Here is a 21,811-nt window from a genome sequence, read left to right on the forward strand (position 1 = left end):
GCTACAGCATAGCGGTGAATGCCACTGAAAACCAAGATCTTCACCTGAAAAATTCGCTGTTTTACGTCAAGGTGTGACGTATCTGCATCTGCGACTCTACATGAGCATCAAATACACCCTATAATGACCTTAATCATCACGGGAACAGGAAACCGGACATGCTACAACATATTGATGCAATCGCACGTGAAAAAGACCGTGATGTATTATTTGTACATTTTGAAAATTATGAACATGAAAATGCAGATGCTGACTCCTATCACCTGCGCCAGAATCTGATGGAGTGGCTGGAGCAACGCCAAATTGCTTTTGCACCATGTATGGGGATTGAACAACCTGGTGTGATTGAAAGCTATTCAGGTGATCTTTATATCGATGTGCCATTTGATGAAGCCAACCCGATCTATCAAATGCTGAGTGACCATCTGGAAGATAGCGAAGGGGAAATGAAAATTCCTGGCGTACTATTTTTTGTCTTATCTTTGGAAACTGCGCTTGAGATTGAAGCAGATCGTGAGGGATTTCTGAATCTTAATCAAAATCATGATGACGATGAATTTTCAGGTCGTCTGAACTGATTTTGTTTAGAACACTGGGACCGTAAAAAAAAGCCACTTTTACAGTGGCTTTTTTCTTTAGGGCTTTAGATTATATTAATAAAGCTCACCAGACTTGCGTCGGGCAATAAAGTCTTTCGATTCTTTGGCAATCACACCTGAAAGCAGTAACAAGCCGATCAAGTTTGGAATCGCCATCAGACCGTTGAAAGTATCGGCAAATAGCCAGACCAGATCCAGTGTAGCTATACAGCCAATGAATACGGTAGCAATGTAAATAATGCGGTAAGGCAGAACAAACTTTTCACCGAGCAGGTAAGTCGCACATTTTTCGCCGTAGTAGCTCCAGCCCAGAATAGTGGAGTAGGCAAAGAAGATAATGCCGAAAGTCACGACCCAACCACCAACGCCCGGTAACAGTTTGTCGAATACAGCGATGGTCAGTACCGCACCAGTTTGACCACCAAAATCATTGCCCGCCATGATAAAGCCCATCACCAGCACAATACCGGTAATCGAACAGACAATAATGGTATCAATAAAAGTACCTGTCATCGATACCAGACCCTGACGAGCCGGGTGATCCGTTTTTGCTGCAGCGGCGGCAATCGGTGCTGAACCCATACCGGCTTCGTTCGAGAATACACCACGTGCTACACCGTAGCGAATCGCTGCACCAATGGCGCCACCAACCGCTGCTTCACCGGTGAATGCATAGGTAAAGATCATTTTCAGGGCAGGGCCAACCAGCTCCAGATTGTTAAAAATAATGATCAGACCGCCCGCGACATAACCAATCGCCATGATCGGTACAATAAAGGAAGAAGCTCTGGCAATGGATTTAATCCCGCCCAGAATCACCAGTGCAGAAAAGGCTGTGATGATCACGCCTGTAATCCAGGTTTCCAGACCAAAACCATTTTCAACGGCCAGTGCTACAGTATTAGACTGTACCGAGCTGCCGATCCCGAAAGAGGCAACAGCACCAAAAAATGCGAAAATTAAGGCTAGCCATTTCCATTTCAGGCCGCGTTCGATGTAATACATCGGACCGCCAGACATTTCACCTTTCTCATTTTTTACCCGGTATTTTACCGCCAGAACGCCTTCGCCATATTTGGTCGCCATACCGAACAGGGCAGTCATCCACATCCAGAAAACTGCACCTGGGCCACCCAAGACACAGGCAGTTGCCACGCCTGCAATATTACCGGTACCAATGGTGGCAGAAAGGGCGGTCATGAGTGAGCTAAACTGGGAAATATCGCCTTCGTGGGAAGGGTGTTTGCCAAAAACCTGTTTAAAGGCCAGTGGCAACATGCGGAATTGCCAGAAAAGTAATCGGAAAGTAAGGAATACACCAGTACCGACAATCAGTACCAGCATATATGGACCCCAGACCCAACCACTGAGGGTTTCCATGATGCTTTGTAAATTTTGCATAAAGTTCTTCTTATTTGTCCTGAGTATTAGTTTAAAGTTCACTTAATTTTAATCAAGCAAATGACATGCCAGACGTGCTCATCCTCAGCACTATTCACGACATTTTTATAGGTTTATTTTTTGCACAGTTTCGGAACTTTTACAACAAATATGCAGGAAATTTATCCGGAGCTTCTACGACTAAAGAGAGCCTATTCGTTATATAAGAAAAATAAATTAACTTTTAAGATTAAGTGGAAAATACAAATGATGCGAATTTTCTTTTTGTATTCCCCCTTTTTTGCGTTAATTTGTCGCGATTAGACATCGAAGTTGAAAAATAATGTCAGGTCATCATACTGGTTCGCCGTCCGAAAACGGCGAGCTGCAGCGTAGTTTATCCAATCGACACCTGCAGCTGATTGCGATTGGAGGTGCTATTGGTACCGGCCTGTTTATGGGCTCAGGTAAAACCATTAGTCTGGCAGGACCTTCGATTCTGGTGATCTATATGATCATCGGTTTCATGGTATTTCTCGTGATGCGTGCATTGGGCGAGTTATTACTGTCAAATTTACAATATAAGTCATTTATCGATTTCTCTACGGATCTGATCGGACCATGGGCAGGCTATTTTGTCGGCTGGACCTACTGGTTATGCTGGATTACGATCGGAATCGCTGACCTGTCTGCGATTATTTATTATTTACAGTTTTTTAATAATGGTCTCCCATTTACCCCAGGCGAAGGGGTATTAATCAGTATCGCCTCTATTGTCTTTATCATGGGGCTGAATCTGGCCACCGTGAAGCTCTTTGGTGAAATGGAATTCTGGTTCGCCCTGATCAAAATTATTGCGATTGTGGTGCTGATTGCGGTTGGTCTGTGGATGATTTTCACCGGCTTTACCAATGATGCCGGTACGGTCGCATCCTTTGCGCACATTTGGGATCATGGTGGTTTGTTCCCGACGGGTGCTATGGGTTTCTTGGCTGGTTTCCAGATTGCGATTTTTGCCTTTGTGGGTGTTGAGCTTGTAGGTACCACGGCTGCCGAAACCAAAGACCCGGAGCGTAACCTGCCAAAAGCGGTGAACTCGATTCCGATCCGTATCATTATTTTCTATGTACTTGCTCTAGTCATTGTAATGTCTGTGACGCCGTGGGATCAGATTAATCCAAGTGTTTCTCCGTTCGTAAATCTGTTTAGCCAAGCCGGTATTGCAGCTGCTGCGATCATCATGAATCTGGTGGTGCTGTCATCCGTAATGTCTTCGATGAACAGCGGTGTGTTTTCGACCAGCCGTATGCTATTCGGTCTGTCGCGTGAAGAACAGGCACCGAAAGCTTTCGGTCGTTTGAACCCCCGTGCTGTACCTGCCAATGCCCTGTATTTCTCTGCAGTCTGCTTATTATTAGGTGCGGCGTTACAGTATTTTGTACCGAATACTGTTGAAGCCTTTACATTGGCAACGACATTATCAACCATCCTGTTTATCTGTGTATGGCTGATGATTATCTGGAGTTACATGATTTATTACCGTACCCGTCCAGAGCTACATGCCAAATCAGTATTCAAGTTACCAGGTGGCTTGGTGACTTGCTGGATCGTGATTATTTTCTTTGTCGGCATGATTGGTGTGCTGGCATTAGAAGATGATACTCGCCGTGCCTTGATGGTCAGTCCGATCTGGTTTGTTCTACTGATTTTGGGCTATTTAGGCTTCTATAAACAGAAACATAAATAATCCATATCAATAAAAACGTCAGCGATCTGCTGGCGTTTTTTTTTGTCTAAAGATACTCTCTAGCGTTTAACGCTTTGGTCATGGCGAATGATCGCGTTATACTCATCGAAACTATTCAATTAGGTGGTCAGATGCGCCAAGTCATTTGCTACATCAGTATCTTAGCAGCAGGTCTTGCTCTTGCAGGTTGTGGTCAGTCAGGTGCCTTGCACTTGCCAAATGATCCGGATTACGACAAGCGTGCCAAATATCTGCTCTATAAAAATACCGAAACTGAGTCTAAAACTTCCGATGAAGAACGAGATGCCCCTGTGCAACAACTGTTTGCTGCGCCCGAAACATCAGATTCAACCATTACACCTTAACGCTTTCAAAGAAAGGATACCTTCATGAGTTTCACCCGTATTAATGGGGTATTGCATGCCGAGCAATGTTCACTGCAACAGCTGGCAGAGCAATTTGGCACACCACTCTATGTTTATTCAAAAGCGACTTTTGAAAAGCATTATCTGGACATGGACCGTGCATTTGACTTTATTGATCACCAAATCTGTTTTGCCGTGAAGTCAAACTCCAATCTTGCGGTATTGAATGTATTGGCAAAGCAAGGGGCAGGTTTTGACATCGTTACGGGCGGAGAGCTGGCACGTGTACTGAAAGCGGGTGGTGAACCTTCTAAAATCGTATTCTCGGGTCTAGGTAAATCAGAAGCGGACATCAAGAAAGCCCTAGAAGTTGGTATTGCCTGCTTTAACGTAGAATCTTATGCCGAGCTGGATCGTATTCAGAAAGTTGCGGCAGAACTGGGTGTAAAAGCGCCGATCTCACTGCGTGTGAATCCAGATGTGGATGCGAAAACTCATCCCTACATTTCAACGGGTCTGAAAGAAAATAAATTCGGCATTCCATCGGATAGCGTATTTGAAACTTATCAGTATGCAGCATCTTTAGCCAACTTGGATGTCGTCGGAATTGACTGCCATATCGGTTCACAGCTGACTGAAACCCAACCTTTTGTAGATGCGCTGGATCGTGTCATCGTGATGATCGACCAGTTAAAAGAGATGGGGATCAACCTTAAACACATCGATATCGGTGGTGGTTTAGGAGTGACTTATAAAGATGAGACACCTCCATCTGTTCAAGAATATGCCAATGCGCTGCGTCCGGCTTTAGAAAAGCTGGGCCTAAAAGTCTATATGGAACCGGGCCGTAGTATTTCTGCCAATGCAGGCGTGCTACTGAGCAAAGTGGATCTGCTCAAACCGACCAATCACCGTAATTTTGCAATTATTGATGCGGCCATGAATGACTTGATTCGCCCAGCTTTATATGAAGCATGGATGGATATTCAGTCTGTGACACCGCGTAATGATGTCGAAACGAAAGAATGGGATGTGGTGGGTGCGATCTGTGAAACTGGTGATTTCCTCGGTAAAGAGCGTGAGCTTGCGATCAAGGAAAATGATGTGCTGGCAGTACTCGGTGCTGGTGCTTATGGTTTTGTGATGAGCTCGAATTACAATAGCCGTGGCCGTGCTGCTGAAGTGATGGTCGATGGTGATCAAGGACATCTGATTCGCGAACGCGAAACGATTGAATCACTGTGGGAACGTGAGCGTTTATTGCCTTAAGGAGACACAATAATGTTACTTGAATTTACCAAGATGCATGGTCTGGGCAATGACTTTATGGTGGTTGACCTGATCAGCCAGCGCGCTTATCTGGATACCCTGACTATTCAGCGTCTGGCAAATCGCAATTTTGGCATTGGCTTTGATCAGTTACTGATTGTAGAACCACCTGATGTACCGAGTGCTGATTTTAAATACCGTATTTTCAATGCCGATGGTTCTGAAGTAGAACAATGCGGCAATGGCGTGCGCTGTTTTGCCCGTTTTGTGCATGAGCGTCAGCTGACGACGAAAACCAAAATCAAAGTACAGACCAAATCTGGCATTGTGGAACCTGAATTGGGCGCCAATGGTTGGGTGCGCGTCAATATGGGCTATCCAAAATTTTTGCCTCAAGAAATTCCATTCCTGGCCGATGAGCCGGATAATCTGTATGACATCGATCTGGCAGAGGGTGAAAAACTGACGATTGATGTAGTGAACATGGGTAATCCTCATGCAGTAACAGTCGTACCGGATGTGATTAATGCAGATGTAGCTCGTATTGGTCCACAAGTAGAATCGCATGCGCGTTTTCCGGCACGCGTCAATGCAGGCTTTATGCAGATCATTGATGAAAAGCATGCGCGTTTACGCGTATATGAGCGTGGTGTAGGTGAAACACTGGCATGCGGTACGGGTGCTTGCGCAGCCGCAGTATCTGGTATGCGCCGTGGTCTACTTGCCAACAATGTCGAGATTGAACTGGCGGGCGGCAAGTTGCAGATTGAATGGGTCGAGGGGGATGTAGTCTGGATGACTGGTCCAACCGCAACTGTTTATGAAGGTCGCTTAGACTTACGTTATTTCCAAGCTTAATTTAAAAAGCCCTGAAGAGTCAGGGCTTTTTTATATAGGCCGAATAAATTATTTTTGCATTATTTGATAGACTGATGTTTGTCGGATTCAAACAGCCAAGGAGGATAGAATGCAGCTTAATCCACAGCAATTGTTATCCATATGGCTCAAAGAACGTGAAATCCAGAACCAGTCCAAACATACTTTGCAGGCGTATGAACGTGATGTTTCCGACTTTCTGAATTTTTGTCAGCGTCATGCTTTAGCACTTGGAGATGTTGAATCAACAGATTTACGCCAGTTTATGGCGGAAAAAGTTGAACAACAGGGCCTAAGTTCCAGCAGTCTGCAGCGGCTACTTTCAGCAATTCGCCAGTTTATGAAATGGGCTGAACAGGCACAGTATGTCAGTTTTAATCCGGCAGATGATTTTCAGCTGAAAAGACAATCCAGACCTTTGCCCGGTATGGTTGATATTGAAACCATTCATCAGATTCTGGATCAGTCTGAACCTGAAGGTGAGGTGCAGCAGCAGATGTGGAAGCGTGATAAGGCAATTCTGGAACTGCTTTATTCTAGTGGGCTACGTCTGGCTGAGGTACAAGGCCTCAGAATTAAAGATATTGACTTCAACCGTCAGCTGCTTCGCATTACGGGTAAGGGGAATAAAACCCGTATCGTGCCATTTGGTTCCAAAGCCAAAGATAGTGTCATGGCGTGGTTACAGATTTATCCTCTATGGCATGGTGATTTTGTGCCAGAAGCACATGTCTTTATCACTCAGAAGGGTAATCCGCTAGGAGCAAGGCAGATTGAAAATCGGGTCAAATTTCAGGCGCAGCGCGCAGGCGTCAATGTTGACCTGCATCCGCATTTACTGCGTCACTGTTTTGCCAGTCATATGTTATCCAATAGCCGAGACTTACGAGCCGTGCAGGAAATGCTGGGACATAGTAATCTGACTACAACCCAAATTTATACTCATGTCGATTTTGATCATCTGGCGCAGATTTATGATCAGGCGCATCCAAGGGCACAACATAAACCTGAAAATCTTAAATAATCATTATTAAAAATATAGGTTGGCATAAAAATTTCATAAAGAATATTTATGCTGAGAGAAATAGAATGACCATGCAGATTATTTCACCATGGTCTTATTCGCGAAAAGCTAAAATTCAGGTATAACAAAAGAACAGAATTTAAGCTGAAAAATAGGGTATGGCTGAAAAGAATTCAGCCTGACAGGACTGGAAGTATATGGGCACAGAAATTATTGTAGATATACAACAAAAATATGATCGGTTAAGCGAAGCACAAAAAGAAATTTTTGCAGGTTATGGTCTGCGCCAGATCAAACATTTTGTGGAAATCAGTCTACCAAATATTGAAACATCTTTACCCGAAGGTGCTCATGTGCAGGGAATTAATACAGATGGTAAGGTTCAAGCCTATAATCCTGATAGCCATGAATACTATATCTGGATTTCAGACTTGCAATGGCAAGCGACTACTCGTGCGACCCAGGCAGTGGACTTAAAAGAAGATGCCATCGAAATCTGGAAGATCTTCGATTTAAAATCTTATGAACTGATTGACCTCAGTCATGTGCACCGTGACTTTCTGGACAGTCGTGTCTAAAACTGATCTTCAGTAAAAAAAGGACGATATCAATCGTCCTTTTTATTTGGCCAATATTAAAGATCATCTAAAGGTAGTTGAAAACTCTGCTTGATAATCTGACTCGGTAAATCGGTTTTGACACTGGTAATCCCATTCTTTTTAGTTAAATGCGTAGACTGGAATTTACGATAACTTTCCAGATCGGGCACCACTACTTTGAGCATTGCATCACATTCACCCAAAATGATATAGCATTCCATCACTTGGGGCAGTTCCTTCATGGCTTCAATAAAGGTGTCAATCGTTTCAGCATCCTGACCCACTAGCCAGATACGAGAAAATAAAATCAGCTGGAAACCAATCTTCTGCTGGTCCACGATCGTGGTATAGCTCTGGATTACCCCCGCATCTTCAAGCAGTTTTACCCGACGCAAACACGAAGAAGGCGAAAGACCAATTTCACGTGCCAGATCGTTATTCTGAATCCGGCCATTGGCTTGCAAATGTTGAATGATATTTTTGTCAATACGATCGAGTTTTACTCGAATAGACTTGGAAGATATCTTCATAAAATAGAATAATATTCTAAAAATAATGCATATTATAAAATAAATTGAAAGCCTATTTTGTAAAAAATCGCAGATACTAATTTCACTTTCCGACATGTACAGAGGAACAAGGAAATGTCTGTATTTGCACTTTTTGCACTAACCGTGCTTCCCCTTATTTTTACACCTGGACCAGATATGCTATTTATCCTGTCTCAAGTGATGGGTAAAGATGCAAAAGCAGGCATGATGGCGACTATTGGGGTATGTTGCGGTTATCTGGTGCATTCGATTCTGGTGGCGTTAGGAATTGCAGCAATTATTGTGTCTTTTCCAGTGCTGTTTGAAACCATTCGCTGGTTAGGAATTGCTTATCTGTTATTTCTGGCATTTAGTCTGGTGAAATCGGTATTTAGCAAAAATACGTTGATCATTGAAAAGAAATCATCCAGCAATCCGGTAAAAAAAGGGTTCATTACTGCGTTACTGAATCCAAAAGGCATGCTGATTTACTTTGCAATCCTGCCGCAGTTTATAGATAAAAGCGGGAATACGGTGAGCCAGGGTTTGATTCTGTCCTTTATCTTTATTGCCATGATCTTTGTGGTGTATTGTGCCTTAAGCCTTTTATTCGCCCGACTTACCCGTTCGGCTCAGATTGATGAACGTAAGCAAAAGTGGATTGATGGGACTTCAGGTGGTTTATTGGCACTCGCTGCTTCATGGCTAATCATTAATTAATGAGCTATAAAATTCACCAATGTTCATCAAATAAGTCATAAATTCGTTTTAAAAATTTAAAAGCACGTGATCACAGCGTGCTTTTTTTAATATATTTCCTTATAAAAATTATTTTCTGCTATTTCACTGATCTATTTATAAGAGAGAATTTTGACCAAATCTGGAAGAATGAATCGAACCCATCACCATATGTCAGAAATGACAGACTTAGATAGGAGTAATTTGTATTCTTTATAATAATAGTGACAAGAAATGAAATTAAATTTTATAAAATAGATCAAATCTTTTGATGTGCATAATCAAATAAAAAGATACTAAAAATCAATAGTTAAATTTTAAATAAAATGATGGGAATTTGTTCTGTATAAATGTCAAATCTTGAAATGTGAACGCGACGTTCAAGGAAAATTACGCATTTTTACACCCTATTGGTGAATTGTGACTTGACCGAAATGCCGAACGCATTGCAAGATAGGGCACCTAAAAAAATTTAAGTGAAGAGTTATTATAACTTTTCTAAATATTTACATTTGCTAAAACAGCCGAGGATTACATGAAGGCTCTTGTTGCTGTAAAACGTGTGGTTGATGCCAACGTTAAGGTTCGCGTTAAACCGGACAACAGTGGTGTTGACTTAACAAACGTTAAAATGTCAATTAACCCATTCTGTGAAATCGCAGTGGAAGAAGCGGTTCGTTTAAAAGAAAAAGGAACTGTTTCAGAAATCGTTGTTGTTTCTATTGGTCCTAAAGAAGCTCAAGAACAAATCCGTTCTTCTATGGCTCTTGGTGCTGACCGCGGTATCCTGGTTGAAGCTGATGACAGCCAATTAGGTGCGTTAGAAGTAGCGAAAATTCTTAAAGGCGTTGTTGAAGCTGAACAACCACAATTGATCCTTCTTGGTAAGCAAGCGATTGATGATGACTCTAACCAGGTTGGTCAGATGCTTGGTGCACTTCTAGGTGCAGGCCAGGGTACTTTTGCTTCTGAAGTGAAAGTTGAAGGCGACAAAGTACAAGTGACTCGTGAAATCGACGGTGGTTTACAAACTGTTGAATTGAACTTGCCAGCGATCATTACCACTGACTTACGTTTGAACGAGCCACGTTATGCTGCTCTTCCAAACATCATGAAAGCGCGTAAAAAACCGCTGGATACCAAGTCACCTGCAGATTTCGGTGTAACCACTACAACTAAACTGAAAACAGTAAAAGTTGAATCTCCTGCAGAGCGTAAAGCTGGCGTACAAGTGAAGTCTGTAGACGAGCTTGTAGAAAAATTGAAAAACGAAGCGAAAGTGATCTAATACAGAAGGATAAAAATCATGAGTATTTTAGTTATCGCTGAGCACGACAACAAAGCATTAAACGCTGCTACTTTAAACGTTGTTGCTGCGGCGCAAAAAATCGGTGGTGATATCACTGTATTGGTTGCTGGTTCTGGCGCTCAAGCAGTTGCTGACCAAGCGTCTAAAGTTGCTGGCGTAAGCAAAGTATTGCTTGCGGATGATGCTGCTTATGCAAACCAGTTGGCTGAAAACGTAGCGAAACTGGTTGCTGAATTGGGCAAAGGCTATAGCCATATTCTTGCTGCTTCTACGACGACTGGTAAAAACATCCTGCCACGTGCAGCTGCATTACTAGACGTAAGCATGATCACAGACATCATTGCTGTTGATTCTGCAAACACATTCAAGCGTCCGATCTATGCAGGTAACGCGATTGCAACTGTAGAATCTTCTGAATCAGTTGTTGTGGCAACTGTTCGTGGTACTGCATTCGATCCAGTTGCTGCTGAAGGTGGTTCTGCTGCTGTTGAAGCTGCTACAGCGACTGGTGATGCTGGTATTTCTAAGTTCATTAACGAAGAAATCGTTAAATCTGAACGTCCAGAATTAACAGCTGCTCGTATCGTTGTTTCTGGTGGTCGTGGTGTTGGTTCTGGTGAGAACTATCACAAAATCCTTGATCCACTTGCAGACAAACTGGGTGCAGCTCAAGGTGCATCTCGTGCGGCTGTTGACGCAGGCTTCGTTCCTAACGATATGCAGGTTGGTCAAACTGGTAAGATCGTTGCGCCTGACCTGTACATCGCTGTAGGTATCTCTGGTGCGATCCAGCATTTGGCAGGTATGAAAGAGTCTAAAGTGATCGTTGCGATCAACAAGGACGAAGAAGCACCAATCAATGCAGTCGCTGACTACTGGTTAGTAGGTGACTTGAACACTGTTATTCCAGAATTAGTATCTAAAATCTAATTCCTGAATACAGTTTAAAAAGACGCTCTTGCGTGAGCGGTAAGTGAATACTTACTGCTCTGTTCAGGGGCGTTTTTATTTATAATGAAAAATGAATAAAATAATAATGCAAGTTTTTATATTGCCTGTATATCAGCCTTTAATCGAAAATGCTCGATTTTATCGACTGTTTTGTTCAACTCTAATACTATTCATTCTTGCTGTATTGGCTTATTTGATCATCTTAATATAGCGCTGGACAATAGTTTATTTTTGCTGCCTGTAGTTTTGTAGGGTTTATCCATCTGATCTATTTGAACGCGCTTTCAGATGCACAGGTGCTTGCGAAAGCAGAGCAATGGATTGAACTTGATAATCAGCGATTTCAGAACAGTGCTTATGCTATCTAAGGCGATGCGCTGATGGTATTGGCGCCTATTTTTCCTTTTGTATTATCTACGTGGTTGTTATATGGATGTTCTAAATTATTTAAAAATTAAGTATGAAAATTTGAATAATGATTAGAAAATTGGACTGAAAATAAAGATTAGATGTGTTGCTTTTGGTGCTTAATAGGGCAGATATTAAGTGAGCTTTAGAAGATTTAAAAGTAATACTAATATTCATATTTTAATTTACTTGCCGGTTTGGCAGCGTCTCCCTGTGAACTTTGATGATCTGTCGCCCTGACGCATGTTGGTGATATTAATTGTTGTCCAGTATTTAATTACCTGGCTATTGATGCAGCTGGATTGCATGCAGGAAAATCTTCTTTGTATGCTTGATCAGCAGAAAGAAACAGTGGATTCAGTACAAGATATTTCCGTGCATAAAATGCGATAATTCAAGCTAAGAATGAACCTCTGTGTGCAGAGGTTTTTTTATGCGTTAAAAATTGTGAAGTGGTTAAAATTTCTACTAAAAATCCTTTGGATAGTTGGGGCTGAAACGGCTTAATTTAGCCTGATTTATGCTATACTGTCCGACTGAATTTTAAATATTGGTTCAGCGTTTTTTGAACCAATTTATAGCTGGATTTACGACATATAAATACAGGTCAAACAGGGCCTGTAGAATAAGGAGTATGCATGAGCGTATCGGAAATTAGACCGATTGCCATTGAGGATGAACTTAAAAGCTCATATCTCGATTATGCGATGAGCGTGATTGTGTCACGTGCATTGCCAGATGTACGAGATGGTTTAAAACCGGTTCATCGTCGTGTGCTTTTCGCAATGCACGAATTAGGCAATGACTATAACAAAGCATATAAAAAATCTGCACGTGTAGTCGGTGACGTGATCGGTAAATATCACCCGCATGGTGATTCTGCCGTTTATGAAACGATTGTCCGTATGGCACAAGACTTTAGCTTGCGTTACCAGTTGGTTGATGGCCAGGGTAACTTCGGTTCTGTCGATGGTGATAGTGCAGCGGCAATGCGTTATACCGAAGTACGTATGCGTAAGCTGACCCATGAGCTCCTTGCTGATCTTGAAAAAGATACAGTGGAATGGGAAGACAACTACGACGGTTCTGAGCGCATTCCACAAGTCATGCCTACGCGTATTCCTAACCTGTTGATTAATGGTGTTGCTGGTATTGCCGTAGGTATGGCGACCAATATGGCACCGCATAACATGACTGAAGTCATCAATGCGTGTTTAGCCTATGCCAATGATCCGAATATCAGCACTGAAGGGCTGATGGAACATATTTCGGGTCCAGATTTCCCTACTGGCGGTATTATTTACGGTAAATCGGGTATTGTAGATGCCTACCGTACCGGTAAAGGCCGTTTGCATATCCGTGGTAAATACCACATCGAAGAAGATGCCAAAACTGGTCGTAGCACGATTGTATTCACTGAAATTCCTTATCAGGTCAACAAAGCGAGAACCATTGAGCGTATTGCTGAGCTGGTGAAAGAGAAAAAACTCGAAGGGATTTCTGAACTTCGTGACGAATCTGATAAAGAAGGGATGCGTATTGCGATTGACCTGAAGCGTGGTGAAAACGCTGAAGTGATCGTGAACAATCTGTTCCAGAATACCCAGTTAGAAAACTCATTCAGCATCAACATGGTTTGTCTGGACAATGGTCAACCGAAGCTGATGAACCTGAAAGACATCATTGCGGCATTTATCCGTCACCGTCAGGAAGTCGTGACACGTCGTACCATGTTTGAGTTACGCAAAGCGCGTGAACGTGGTCATATCCTGGAAGGTTTGACAGTTGCGCTTGCAAATATCGATCAGATTATTGAAACCATCAAAACTTCTGCAAACCCGGCTGAGGCGCGTGAGCGTCTACAAGCGGGCGAGTGGGCAGCAGGCGGTGTAGCAGCCCTGCTTGAAAAAGCAGGCGCGGTTTCTGTACGTCCTGACGAAATTGAAGGTGAAGATCCTAGCCGTCCATTTGGTATTGATGGCGATATCTATCGTTTATCACCGACCCAAGTGAACGCAATCATGGAGCTGCGTCTCCATCGCTTAACAGGTCTTGAACAAGATAAGCTGCAAGCTGAATATTCTGAAATTCTTGCGCAAATCGCTGAATATACTGCCATCTTGAATGATTTTAATTTATTGATGAACGTAATTCGTGAAGAGCTTGCACTGATTCTTCAGCAGTATGGTGATGCACGTAAGACCGATATCGTTGAATCACGTATCGACTTCTCTCGTGAAGATTTGATTCCTGAAGAGCAAATGGTGCTGACAGTTTCAAAAACTGGTTATGCAAAAACTCAACCATTGTCTGACTACGCGGCTCAGCGTCGTGGCGGCCGTGGTAAGTCTGCAACCAGCATGAAAGAAGACGATTATATCCAGCATATGGTGGTTACTTCGAACCATGCAACCGTGCTTTGCTTCACCAATGTCGGTAAGGTTTACCGTCTGAAAGTCTACGAAGTACCACAAGCCTCTCGTGGTGCCAAAGGTCGTCCAATGGTGAACTTACTGCCACTAGATGATAACGAAACCATTACTGCAATCTTGCCAGTGATTGATGCACCGAAGAAATTCAAAGAACGTTTGGCAGACTTTAAAGCATTTGTAAAAGCCAATGCTGCTCAGCTACAAAGCAACGAAGTGATCAACAGTCACTTTGCTGCACTAGAAGCTGCACTTGCTGAATCTGAAGAGGGTGCAGATGACATTTCTGATGCACTGCGTGTTCAGTTGAAAGAATTAGGCTTAGCACTTTCAACCACTGATCTTGATGATGACATCATCAATGACTTTGCTCAGCAAGCTGAAGCCGTGCGCAAGAATTTCTATGTGTTTATGGCGACCGAGCACGGTACGATTAAACGTGTAGAACTAGAACAGTTCTCGAATGTTCGTTCAAATGGTTTGCGTGCGATTGAACTGAATGGCGATGACACGTTAATTGGTGTTGCGATTACTGACGGTGAACAGCAAATCATGTTGTTCTCGAACGAAGGTAAAGCCATTCGCTTTGCAGAAACAGACGTACGCTCAATGGGTCGTTCAGCCAAGGGTGTGCGCGGTATGCGTGTGACCATCGGTGCTTCGCAAGTTGAAGATACAGAAGATGCAGAGGTTGAATCTGATGATGAAGATGCAACTGAAGCGAATTTCATTAGCCGTATCGTATCTCTAGTTGTCGTGCCTGAAACGGGTGAAGTACTGTGTGCCTCTGCAAATGGCTATGGTAAACGTACGCCTGTAGATGACTTCCCAACCAAAAAACGTGGCGGTAAGGGTGTGATTGCGATCAAGACCTCTGAACGTAACGGTGAGCTAGTGGGTGCAGTGGCAATTGATGCATCTAAAGAGTTGATGCTGATTTCTGATGGCGGTACTTTGGTTCGTACCCGTGCATCTGAAGTGGCACAAACTGGCCGTAATGCACAAGGTGTTCGTTTGATCCGTCTGGCTGAAGATGAAAAACTGGTTGGTGTAGAAGCGATTGAAGCCGTTGAAGATGAAGAATTGGATGTATTGGAAGAAACAGAAGTTTCTGAAGATAATCTGGCTGAAACTCCTGAGGCTGTAGATGCAGCTCAAGATGGCGAAAATACAGCAGAAGACTAAGTCTTCAATTCTTATAAAAAGGGCGCTTCGGCGTCCTTTTTTACAGACTTTACTGGAAATGACCATGATGAAAACTAAATTGATATTACTTGCTGGGCTAGCTCTTCTTGCCGGTTGTAGCACTACCGAGCAGGTAGCAGATCCAAGTACAGCCCAAGCCCAGGCAGCGGAAATTGCCTATAATGACTTGCGTGATGGTAAGTATGAAGAATTTTTAAGTTATCTGGATCCGAAATTACAGCAGTATTTTCAGGAAAATCAGAAAACCATGAAGAAGTTTTCGCATTCCATTCCTGAAGGTGAGTATAAGTCTAAGACCTTGATGGTAAAAACTTTTGTTGAAAAATCAGGTCAACCAAGTGAATACAAGGTCAGCTATGAAATCGCTTATCCAAACAATCTGGTGCAATACGATGTCAGCTTTGACAAGCCCAACGGCAGCAGCAAAATCCAGAACTTTTATATCCGCGTATATGGGGAATAAGCTTTTAGCTTAACAGGGTTCAAGCTTATCTAATGCATGAGCATAGGCGATAATAGCCTAAGATAAAGCAAAAAAATCCAACAACCAGCAGATAGGCGAGTTTCCCCAAAATTATGCTGGTCGGTACGCCCATCTGATTCAGTTGAATAAACATCTGTACGACTTGAGTGGAAGGTAAGACCTGTCCAAACATTTGCATCCAGACGGGCATTGCAGCATGTGGCCAAGCGACTCCGGACAGCATAAATAAGGGAATTGAGGTAAAGACAATAACATGTCCGGCACGCTCTGGCATATCCAGAAAACTGGCGAACAGGGTTGTTATACCGATGATGCAGAATACAAAAACCGGAACAGCCAGCAGCATGCCCCAGAAATTCCCGCCACGTGGATAGTCAAACAACCAGAAGGTGAAACCAAACAGGTAGTAGCACCCCAGACAGCCAATGGTCAAAATTACCAGACTGATTCCACATAAGGTCGTCAAATTGATCACCTGTTTATTTTCACGATACAGCGCAATCAACATGCTGAGCCCCAGAAAAATCGTCTGATGAATAATCAGTGGGGCAACCGCTGGAAATACATAGCTTCCATAGCCAGAAAGTGGATTAAATAGTGGAATCTGGTGAATCGATAGGGCAGGAGAGAAATGCGAAATTTCGCTAAAACGTTCTGCATATTCACTTAAGGTATTTTCGACAGAACCAACCAGGCCTAAACCGATCTGTTTGGTAATCAGGAAATTCGCTGCACTTAAATACAGCCCAATCCCGCCATTTTCACCGTGTCGAATGGATTGTGAAAGGTTGTCTGGTAATAACAAAATCCCGTCAGCCTTTTGAGCCTCTACCCACTGTTTGGCCTCCGCAAAATTTCCAGTGACTGCCTTGATCTGTACATTCGGGCTTTGGCTAACATGACTGATAATAGTATTGGTTAAGTTGCTTTGCTCTTCATCGACAATAATAATGGGCAAGGCTTCGGCGTGTTCAGCCTTATACGCGGTTGGATAGAAAAAGCTGTAAAACAGTACAGATAGGATTAACGTAGTAAAAATACTGGTATTGCTAACAATATCTTTAAAAGTTTTACAGTAAGCGGCCCAGAGTGCTTTCATGTGGACACTCCTTTCGCTATTTTCTTTAAAAATACATAGGCCAATACAGCATAAAGCACCACATAGGCGGTCAGTATGAATATTGGTTGGGCTGAGAGATATAAGGGACTACCAATCACCCATTGTTCAGTCTGTAATTTGGCATAAGGTGTATAGGGAATAATATTGGCCCAGAGCTGGGTAAACAGTGGCGCATTATTGAGAGGCAATGTGACACCGGCGAAGCTGAGCGATGAACCGCCATAGACTGCCAGCAAACCAAAAGATTTGCTTAGATCCTGCGTTGCCAGTACGACTGCGCTACTGATAAAGGCATAGGCACTATAGAATAGGACTTGTGCCAATAAAATCAGCCATAATGAGCCAGCAATAAACCAGCCACGAAACTCCACCATCCACAGCATCCAAACCCAGGTCCAGAAACAGAAAATTGCGATATAGACCAGATTTTTAGACAGTAATACTGACCAGAGATTTTGTCCATTAATCCAATGATTAAAAGTATGACGTTTGATTTCCTGCCCTACAGCAAATGCCACACAGCAGCACAATAACAAATGCAAAATTGCTGGAACCATATAAGGTTCCAGATAAAATTCATAATTTAATTGCGGGTTATACAGCGGGGAAATTTTAATATTAGGTGTCGGTGCCTCCAGATAAGGTAGGGTATTACCCAGATACTGCCTGCCAGTAAATTCTGCCATTGCCTGAAGCGTGCTCAAGAACATAGCCGAAGAAATAGTATTGCCAATACTAAAATAGCTCTGATTAAAGGCAATACTAATTTCAGCATCCTGGGCTGTGACTAATCGTTGTTCTGCGCCCGCAGGAATATGGATATAACCCCAGATTTTATTCTGATTCAGCAGTTTTTCTACTTCAACGGTCTGATCAGAAACGATATATATCTGTAAGGTATGATTTAGCGATAAATGATCATAAATCCGGGTACTCAGGCGGCTTTGATCCTGATCAATAATCGCAATCGCTAAATGATCGGGCTTGCCTTGAGCAAACATGCTGCCGAGTAAAATCAAAATGCAGGCAGGGGCAAGTACAACCAAAGCCAGATCCCATTTTTCCCTGAGTAAATAGCACAGTTCGCGCCGGATACCTGCCCACATTATTTTGAAGACTCTTGCAGCTTAAACAGCACACTCATGCCAGCTTTCAGTTCAGGAATTGTAGTCGCTGGTACAAGGCGGACTTTGAAGCTGCGAATATCGTAGCCACCAGTCTGACGTGTGGTTTTAATGGTGGCAAATTCACCTTCAGCACTAATACTTTTTACTTTAAATATTGCGTTTTTATTGAGTGCCGGGATAAAACCTTCGAGCTGCTTTTGTTCACCTAGGGAAGCATATTGGTCTTCACGAATATTCACACTGACCCAGCGTTCTGCCGAAATCAGACTGACCACAGGTACTGCGGTTGCAACCAGCTCAGAGAGATTGCCATAGGTTTTAGATACTGTACCATCAATGGGCGCCAGTAGTTCGGTCTCTGCTTCCAGGGCATTGGCTTCAGCGACTGCTGCACGGGCAATGTCGACCTGTGCATCTGCTGAACTCTTCTGTTCTGGTGTGCTGCCACGTTTAGCGCGAATATATTGCTGATAAGCAGCTTCGGTCATCTGGGAGGCAGACTGTGAGGCAGCAAATAGCTCATCTCGGCGTTGACGGGAAATTACACCTTCTTGAAACAGGTTTGCACCGCGCTGATAAGAGGTTTTTGCCAGCTGTTCCTGTGCTTTGAGAGATTGCCAGTTGGCATACAGTGAAGCGACATTTTCTTCTTGTGATCCGCGTTCGGCTGTCGATTGTAAGGCTAAGGCAGATTGCAAGCTTGCTAAAGCCTGCTGTTTTTTCGCTTCTATTTCAGGACTATGCAACTTAACTAATACCTGACCTTGCTTGACGTCATCACCTTCCTGCACATAAATTTTTTCAATCCGGCTTGGAACTTTGGTCGCGACCTGTACGGTTTCAGCCTCAACCCGACCTTGCAGTTCGATGTCTTTAGGCTGATAAGTTTTCCACAAGCCAAAGCCAATTAAAACCAGGATGACTGGAATCAGACCTAACAGCAGGTATTTTTTGGTAGATTTGTCCTGTTTAGTTTCAGTAGGACTTTGTTTTGGTGAATCGATATGATTCATTTCTGAAGCCGGTTCATCAACAGGAAATTCTGGCTTTTGCTCATCAGTCATGTTTGGCTCCATTAACGAATATAGTGAGTATTGGCATGTTGCATATAGTCTGGAAATTCAGTAATTGAGCCATGGCTTTGCAATAAAGTGGCAAGTGACATGATGTATTTATAGGCATTCAGGGCCATTTCAGCTTTCAGGCCACTCAACATATTTTGCGCATCAATTACCTGCGTCGCGGTGCCAACATCTTCCTTAAAAGACAGTTCCTGAATACGCAGATTTTCTTGTGCTGCTTTCAGGTTTCGTTGTAATAACAGATCACTTTGCTGGGCGCTGACTGCTTCACTAAATGATTTATAAATCAGATTCTCAATTTCCTGTTGGGTACGTGCCGTCATCAATTCTGCTGCATGGCGCTTCAGTTCGGCAGCCTGAATATTCTTGTTTTTATCAATGCCGGAAAATAAGTTATAACGTGCTGCAACGCCTACAATCCAGTTCTGGTTTTCATCCAGACTATATTCACCAAAGGCAAATACATTGGGTCTTTTTGTTGCCTGCTGGGCTTTAACATTGGCTTTGGCCAGCTCAGTATCCATTTTCATCTTTTTAATAAGCGGGGAGTTCTGGCTAAAACTGCTGAGCAGAATATTTACATTTTGAGGTTCAGCACGATTTACAAATAAAGGTGTGCTCAGTTCGGTAATATGGCTGTCCAGCAACAGATTATTTAGCTGGAATAAGGCAGCATTTAGATTCGCCTGAGTATTTTGTTGTGTTCGATCAGCATTGTTGCGCGCCACTTCAAACTGCATACGCTGACCCTTACTGATGAATCCCTGCTGTTCCATTTTCAGCGCGTTACGGTAATGTTGCTGCATGGCATTTGAATTGAAACGTGCGGCTTCCAATAACTGTTTTTGCAGTTGCACATTAAAATAAGCCTGAATCAGTTCAAAGCGTTGTGTATCCTGCTGTTGCTGGTTGCTCAATTCACTGCGTCCCGCCTGAATACTGGCTATTTCTTTGGCACTACTGGTAAGTCCGCCGGTATAAAGTGGCATCATCACTGAAATAGTAGGGCGAATAACTTCATCTCTAAGTACGACATTGGATGAATCTGGAATTAAACCAACACCATCCTGAATAGGTTGCTTCAGGCTTTCTTTAAGCGGGTCGGCAATAGCCTGGTCTAAATTAAACTCATCAATTTTATTATTTAAGCCATTGGTAAGTGACTGCTCAAGGTTATTTTTAACAGCACCTAAAGGAATGTCTAATTCATTACGAAAGGCATAGGCACGGACATTCAGATCAATCCGTGGCAGACCAATGCCTTTAACCGCTTCTGCTTCAAGTTTTGCAGCCTGTTCCAGATTCTGGAAAGCCTGACTGGTATAGGAACGTTGCAGCAGTTGTCGTTCTGCATCCTGAAAGCTGATAGTTTGTGCATAGGCAAAACCGCCATACATCATGGATGCAAGTACAGACAGACCCCAGTAAACACATCGTTTATTTTTCTTCATATTCATAAAGTAGAGATGCAAAAGCACATTAAATCAGTTTTATGAGTATTATAAGTCAAGTGCTTGTAGGTTAGGAGAAAAGGAAAGTTGTAATAGTGTTATAATCACGACTTATAGGAATCATTTATATAAGAATCAAATTCTATGGTTAATATCAAAATATATATTTTGTGTAAAATATAAACATAAATATTGAGATTGATTCTAAAAAATTGATAAAAAAACATTAGAAAATTTAGCAGAATTCATATGTGGAACAAATGAAGAAATATATCCGGTTTATCGAAAAGGTTCAGATCTAACTTCTTTTTTTCATAGTGTAGGTATATCTGTTTATCATGATGGATCAACACGTGCTAAATGGGTATTCGAGCAACTTGTAAGTTGTAGTAAAAGTCAGCTAGCTGATGTTTTAAAAAGATTGGCTTCTCCAAAAGAATATAGTGGAAATCATTCAAAAGTAATAAGTGCATTAAGACTTCTTAACAAAATTTTGTATATAGAAGGCTTCGAAATTTATCTGGAAGGAATTGAACCCAAGTTTAAAAAAATACAAATAAATTTTAGTGAGAAGATTGAACCTGAATTCAAGCCAATCCCTAGACCCAATTTTCTAGTATTAGGTTTAGAACCTGGTGTAGGAGAAATTCTTGATTATAGATGGGACGAAATCCAACGTTGTATCGAAGCTGATGCTGATTTATCGGCGGTAATTCTTATGGGAAGCTTATTGGAAGGATTACTTTTAGGAGTAATTCATAAAAATATTAAGCTTGCTAATCAAGCATATTCAGCTCCTAAAACCCGAGAAGGAAAGGTTAAACCTTTTTCAGAATGGAAATTGAGTGAAATGATTGATGTTGCGCATTCATTAGGTTGGATTGAAATTGATGTAAAAAGATTCTCCCATTCTCTCAGAGAATTTAGAAATTTAATTCATCCTTATGAACATATGATATCGAATTTTAATCCTAATAAAGATACTACTAGTATTTCTTGGTTGGTTGTTCAGGCCGCTATAAACGATTTAACGAAAACTTTAAGTTAACAGTAGAAATTAAATTTATCCCTCGAATCTACATTGATTTTTTGACTCTATCTTCATTCATGGATTGAA

19 protein-coding genes are annotated in these 21,811 nt (G+C 42.4%); 13 read left to right on the top strand and 6 right to left on the bottom strand.

What is annotated here, in order from left to right:
- The first annotated feature begins 158 nt into the window (after positions 1–158).
- The gene (locus B3D47_RS08460; protein WP_286861326.1) at positions 159–578 is read left to right on the top strand and encodes a hypothetical protein; all 420 of its coding nucleotides are present in this window, start codon (positions 159–161) and stop codon (positions 576–578) included.
- 75 nt (positions 579–653) lie between these two features.
- On the opposite strand, the gene B3D47_RS08465 is transcribed toward B3D47_RS08460, so the two are convergent.
- Positions 654–2,000: an alanine/glycine:cation symporter family protein gene (locus B3D47_RS08465; RefSeq protein WP_286861329.1), complete on the bottom strand. Its 1,347-nt coding sequence runs from the start codon at positions 1,998–2,000 to the stop codon at positions 654–656.
- 322 nt (positions 2,001–2,322) lie between these two features.
- On the opposite strand from B3D47_RS08465, the gene B3D47_RS08470 reads away from it, so the two are divergent.
- The 6 genes from B3D47_RS08470 to B3D47_RS08495 all read left to right on the top strand — a co-directional run bounded on the left by B3D47_RS08470 (position 2,323) and on the right by B3D47_RS08495 (position 7,838).
- A complete protein-coding gene (locus B3D47_RS08470; RefSeq protein ID WP_004815018.1) occupies positions 2,323–3,726 on the top strand; it encodes an amino acid permease in 1,404 nt (467 codons plus the stop codon).
- A gap of 131 nt (positions 3,727–3,857) precedes the next feature.
- The gene (lptM, locus tag B3D47_RS08475) at positions 3,858–4,091 is read left to right on the top strand and encodes an LPS translocon maturation chaperone LptM (protein ID WP_286861583.1); all 234 of its coding nucleotides are present in this window, start codon (positions 3,858–3,860) and stop codon (positions 4,089–4,091) included.
- A gap of 24 nt (positions 4,092–4,115) precedes the next feature.
- Complete coding sequence (gene lysA / locus B3D47_RS08480; protein ID WP_286861332.1) at positions 4,116–5,360, top strand: diaminopimelate decarboxylase; 1,245 nt, start codon at positions 4,116–4,118, stop codon at positions 5,358–5,360.
- Between the two features lie 12 nt (positions 5,361–5,372).
- Entirely contained in the window at positions 5,373–6,218 is an 846-nt protein-coding gene (gene dapF, locus B3D47_RS08485; RefSeq protein WP_004815025.1) for a diaminopimelate epimerase, read from the top strand.
- Between the two features lie 109 nt (positions 6,219–6,327).
- Positions 6,328–7,260 carry a site-specific tyrosine recombinase/integron integrase gene (gene xerA / locus B3D47_RS08490; RefSeq protein ID WP_253169916.1) on the top strand — a complete coding sequence of 311 codons (933 nt, stop codon included), beginning with the start codon at positions 6,328–6,330 and terminating at the stop codon, positions 7,258–7,260.
- Between the two features lie 197 nt (positions 7,261–7,457).
- A complete protein-coding gene (locus B3D47_RS08495; protein WP_004815031.1) occupies positions 7,458–7,838 on the top strand; it encodes a hypothetical protein in 381 nt (126 codons plus the stop codon).
- Between the two features lie 56 nt (positions 7,839–7,894).
- Here the strand turns inward: B3D47_RS08495 and B3D47_RS08500 are convergent, their stop codons facing one another.
- Positions 7,895–8,389: an Lrp/AsnC family transcriptional regulator gene (locus tag B3D47_RS08500; RefSeq protein ID WP_004815034.1), complete on the bottom strand. Its 495-nt coding sequence runs from the start codon at positions 8,387–8,389 to the stop codon at positions 7,895–7,897.
- 114 nt (positions 8,390–8,503) lie between these two features.
- Between B3D47_RS08500 and B3D47_RS08505 the strand changes: the two genes are divergently transcribed.
- From B3D47_RS08505 to B3D47_RS08525, 5 genes are all read left to right on the top strand, one after another.
- On the top strand, positions 8,504–9,109 hold the full coding sequence (locus tag B3D47_RS08505; RefSeq protein ID WP_286861338.1) for a LysE family translocator: 606 nt from the start codon (positions 8,504–8,506) through the stop codon (positions 9,107–9,109).
- Between the two features lie 553 nt (positions 9,110–9,662).
- Positions 9,663–10,415 carry an electron transfer flavoprotein subunit beta/FixA family protein gene (locus tag B3D47_RS08510; RefSeq protein WP_004815037.1) on the top strand — a complete coding sequence of 251 codons (753 nt, stop codon included), beginning with the start codon at positions 9,663–9,665 and terminating at the stop codon, positions 10,413–10,415.
- A gap of 18 nt (positions 10,416–10,433) precedes the next feature.
- A complete protein-coding gene (locus tag B3D47_RS08515; protein ID WP_286861341.1) occupies positions 10,434–11,366 on the top strand; it encodes an electron transfer flavoprotein subunit alpha/FixB family protein in 933 nt (310 codons plus the stop codon).
- Between the two features lie 1,067 nt (positions 11,367–12,433).
- Positions 12,434–15,409, top strand: a complete 2,976-nt coding sequence (gyrA, locus tag B3D47_RS08520; RefSeq protein WP_286861343.1) for a DNA gyrase subunit A — start codon at positions 12,434–12,436, stop codon at positions 15,407–15,409.
- Positions 15,410–15,476: 67 nt separating this feature from the next.
- Positions 15,477–15,893 carry a DUF4878 domain-containing protein gene (locus tag B3D47_RS08525; protein ID WP_286861586.1) on the top strand — a complete coding sequence of 139 codons (417 nt, stop codon included), beginning with the start codon at positions 15,477–15,479 and terminating at the stop codon, positions 15,891–15,893.
- A gap of 25 nt (positions 15,894–15,918) precedes the next feature.
- Here the strand turns inward: B3D47_RS08525 and B3D47_RS08530 are convergent, their stop codons facing one another.
- The 4 genes from B3D47_RS08530 to B3D47_RS08545 all read right to left on the bottom strand — a co-directional run bounded on the left by B3D47_RS08530 (position 15,919) and on the right by B3D47_RS08545 (position 20,700).
- Positions 15,919–17,013, bottom strand: a complete 1,095-nt coding sequence (locus B3D47_RS08530; protein WP_286861346.1) for an ABC transporter permease — start codon at positions 17,011–17,013, stop codon at positions 15,919–15,921.
- Complete coding sequence (locus tag B3D47_RS08535; protein WP_286861349.1) at positions 17,010–18,140, bottom strand: ABC transporter permease; 1,131 nt, start codon at positions 18,138–18,140, stop codon at positions 17,010–17,012. Before B3D47_RS08535 ends, B3D47_RS08530 begins: the two co-directional genes overlap by 4 nt.
- The gene (locus B3D47_RS08540) at positions 18,140–19,174 is read right to left on the bottom strand and encodes an HlyD family secretion protein (protein ID WP_376747625.1); all 1,035 of its coding nucleotides are present in this window, start codon (positions 19,172–19,174) and stop codon (positions 18,140–18,142) included. The genes B3D47_RS08535 and B3D47_RS08540 overlap by 1 nt, the downstream gene beginning before the upstream one ends.
- A 62-nt stretch (positions 19,175–19,236) precedes the next feature.
- Positions 19,237–20,700, bottom strand: coding sequence for a TolC family protein (locus B3D47_RS08545; protein ID WP_286861353.1), 1,464 nt, complete (start codon positions 20,698–20,700; stop codon positions 19,237–19,239).
- A gap of 415 nt (positions 20,701–21,115) precedes the next feature.
- Here B3D47_RS08545 and B3D47_RS08550 point away from each other — a divergent pair, with 415 nt between their 5' ends.
- Positions 21,116–21,742, top strand: a complete 627-nt coding sequence (locus B3D47_RS08550; RefSeq protein WP_227591048.1) for a hypothetical protein — start codon at positions 21,116–21,118, stop codon at positions 21,740–21,742.
- Positions 21,743–21,811: the final 69 nt, after the last annotated feature.

It is taken from the genome of Acinetobacter sp. UBA3461, from assembly GCF_002381195.1.
GTDB lineage: Bacteria > Pseudomonadota > Gammaproteobacteria > Pseudomonadales > Moraxellaceae > Acinetobacter > Acinetobacter schindleri.

Bases quoted from the DNA above. Each gene is read 5' to 3' on its own strand.
- B3D47_RS08460 (WP_286861326.1), top strand. From the start codon at position 159: ATGCTACAACATATTGATGCAATCGCACGTGAAAAAGACCGTGATGTA.
- B3D47_RS08465 (WP_286861329.1), bottom strand. From the start codon at position 2,000: ATGCAAAATTTACAAAGCATCATGGAAACCCTCAGTGGTTGGGTCTGG.
- B3D47_RS08470 (WP_004815018.1), top strand. From the start codon at position 2,323: ATGTCAGGTCATCATACTGGTTCGCCGTCCGAAAACGGCGAGCTGCAG.
- lptM (WP_286861583.1), top strand. From the start codon at position 3,858: ATGCGCCAAGTCATTTGCTACATCAGTATCTTAGCAGCAGGTCTTGCT.
- lysA (WP_286861332.1), top strand. From the start codon at position 4,116: ATGAGTTTCACCCGTATTAATGGGGTATTGCATGCCGAGCAATGTTCA.
- dapF (WP_004815025.1), top strand. From the start codon at position 5,373: ATGTTACTTGAATTTACCAAGATGCATGGTCTGGGCAATGACTTTATG.
- xerA (WP_253169916.1), top strand. From the start codon at position 6,328: ATGCAGCTTAATCCACAGCAATTGTTATCCATATGGCTCAAAGAACGT.
- B3D47_RS08495 (WP_004815031.1), top strand. From the start codon at position 7,458: ATGGGCACAGAAATTATTGTAGATATACAACAAAAATATGATCGGTTA.
- B3D47_RS08500 (WP_004815034.1), bottom strand. From the start codon at position 8,389: ATGAAGATATCTTCCAAGTCTATTCGAGTAAAACTCGATCGTATTGAC.
- B3D47_RS08505 (WP_286861338.1), top strand. From the start codon at position 8,504: ATGTCTGTATTTGCACTTTTTGCACTAACCGTGCTTCCCCTTATTTTT.
- B3D47_RS08510 (WP_004815037.1), top strand. From the start codon at position 9,663: ATGAAGGCTCTTGTTGCTGTAAAACGTGTGGTTGATGCCAACGTTAAG.
- B3D47_RS08515 (WP_286861341.1), top strand. From the start codon at position 10,434: ATGAGTATTTTAGTTATCGCTGAGCACGACAACAAAGCATTAAACGCT.
- gyrA (WP_286861343.1), top strand. From the start codon at position 12,434: ATGAGCGTATCGGAAATTAGACCGATTGCCATTGAGGATGAACTTAAA.
- B3D47_RS08525 (WP_286861586.1), top strand. From the start codon at position 15,477: ATGAAAACTAAATTGATATTACTTGCTGGGCTAGCTCTTCTTGCCGGT.
- B3D47_RS08530 (WP_286861346.1), bottom strand. From the start codon at position 17,013: ATGAAAGCACTCTGGGCCGCTTACTGTAAAACTTTTAAAGATATTGTT.
- B3D47_RS08535 (WP_286861349.1), bottom strand. From the start codon at position 18,140: ATGTGGGCAGGTATCCGGCGCGAACTGTGCTATTTACTCAGGGAAAAA.
- B3D47_RS08540 (WP_376747625.1), bottom strand. From the start codon at position 19,174: ATGAATCATATCGATTCACCAAAACAAAGTCCTACTGAAACTAAACAG.
- B3D47_RS08545 (WP_286861353.1), bottom strand. From the start codon at position 20,700: ATGAATATGAAGAAAAATAAACGATGTGTTTACTGGGGTCTGTCTGTA.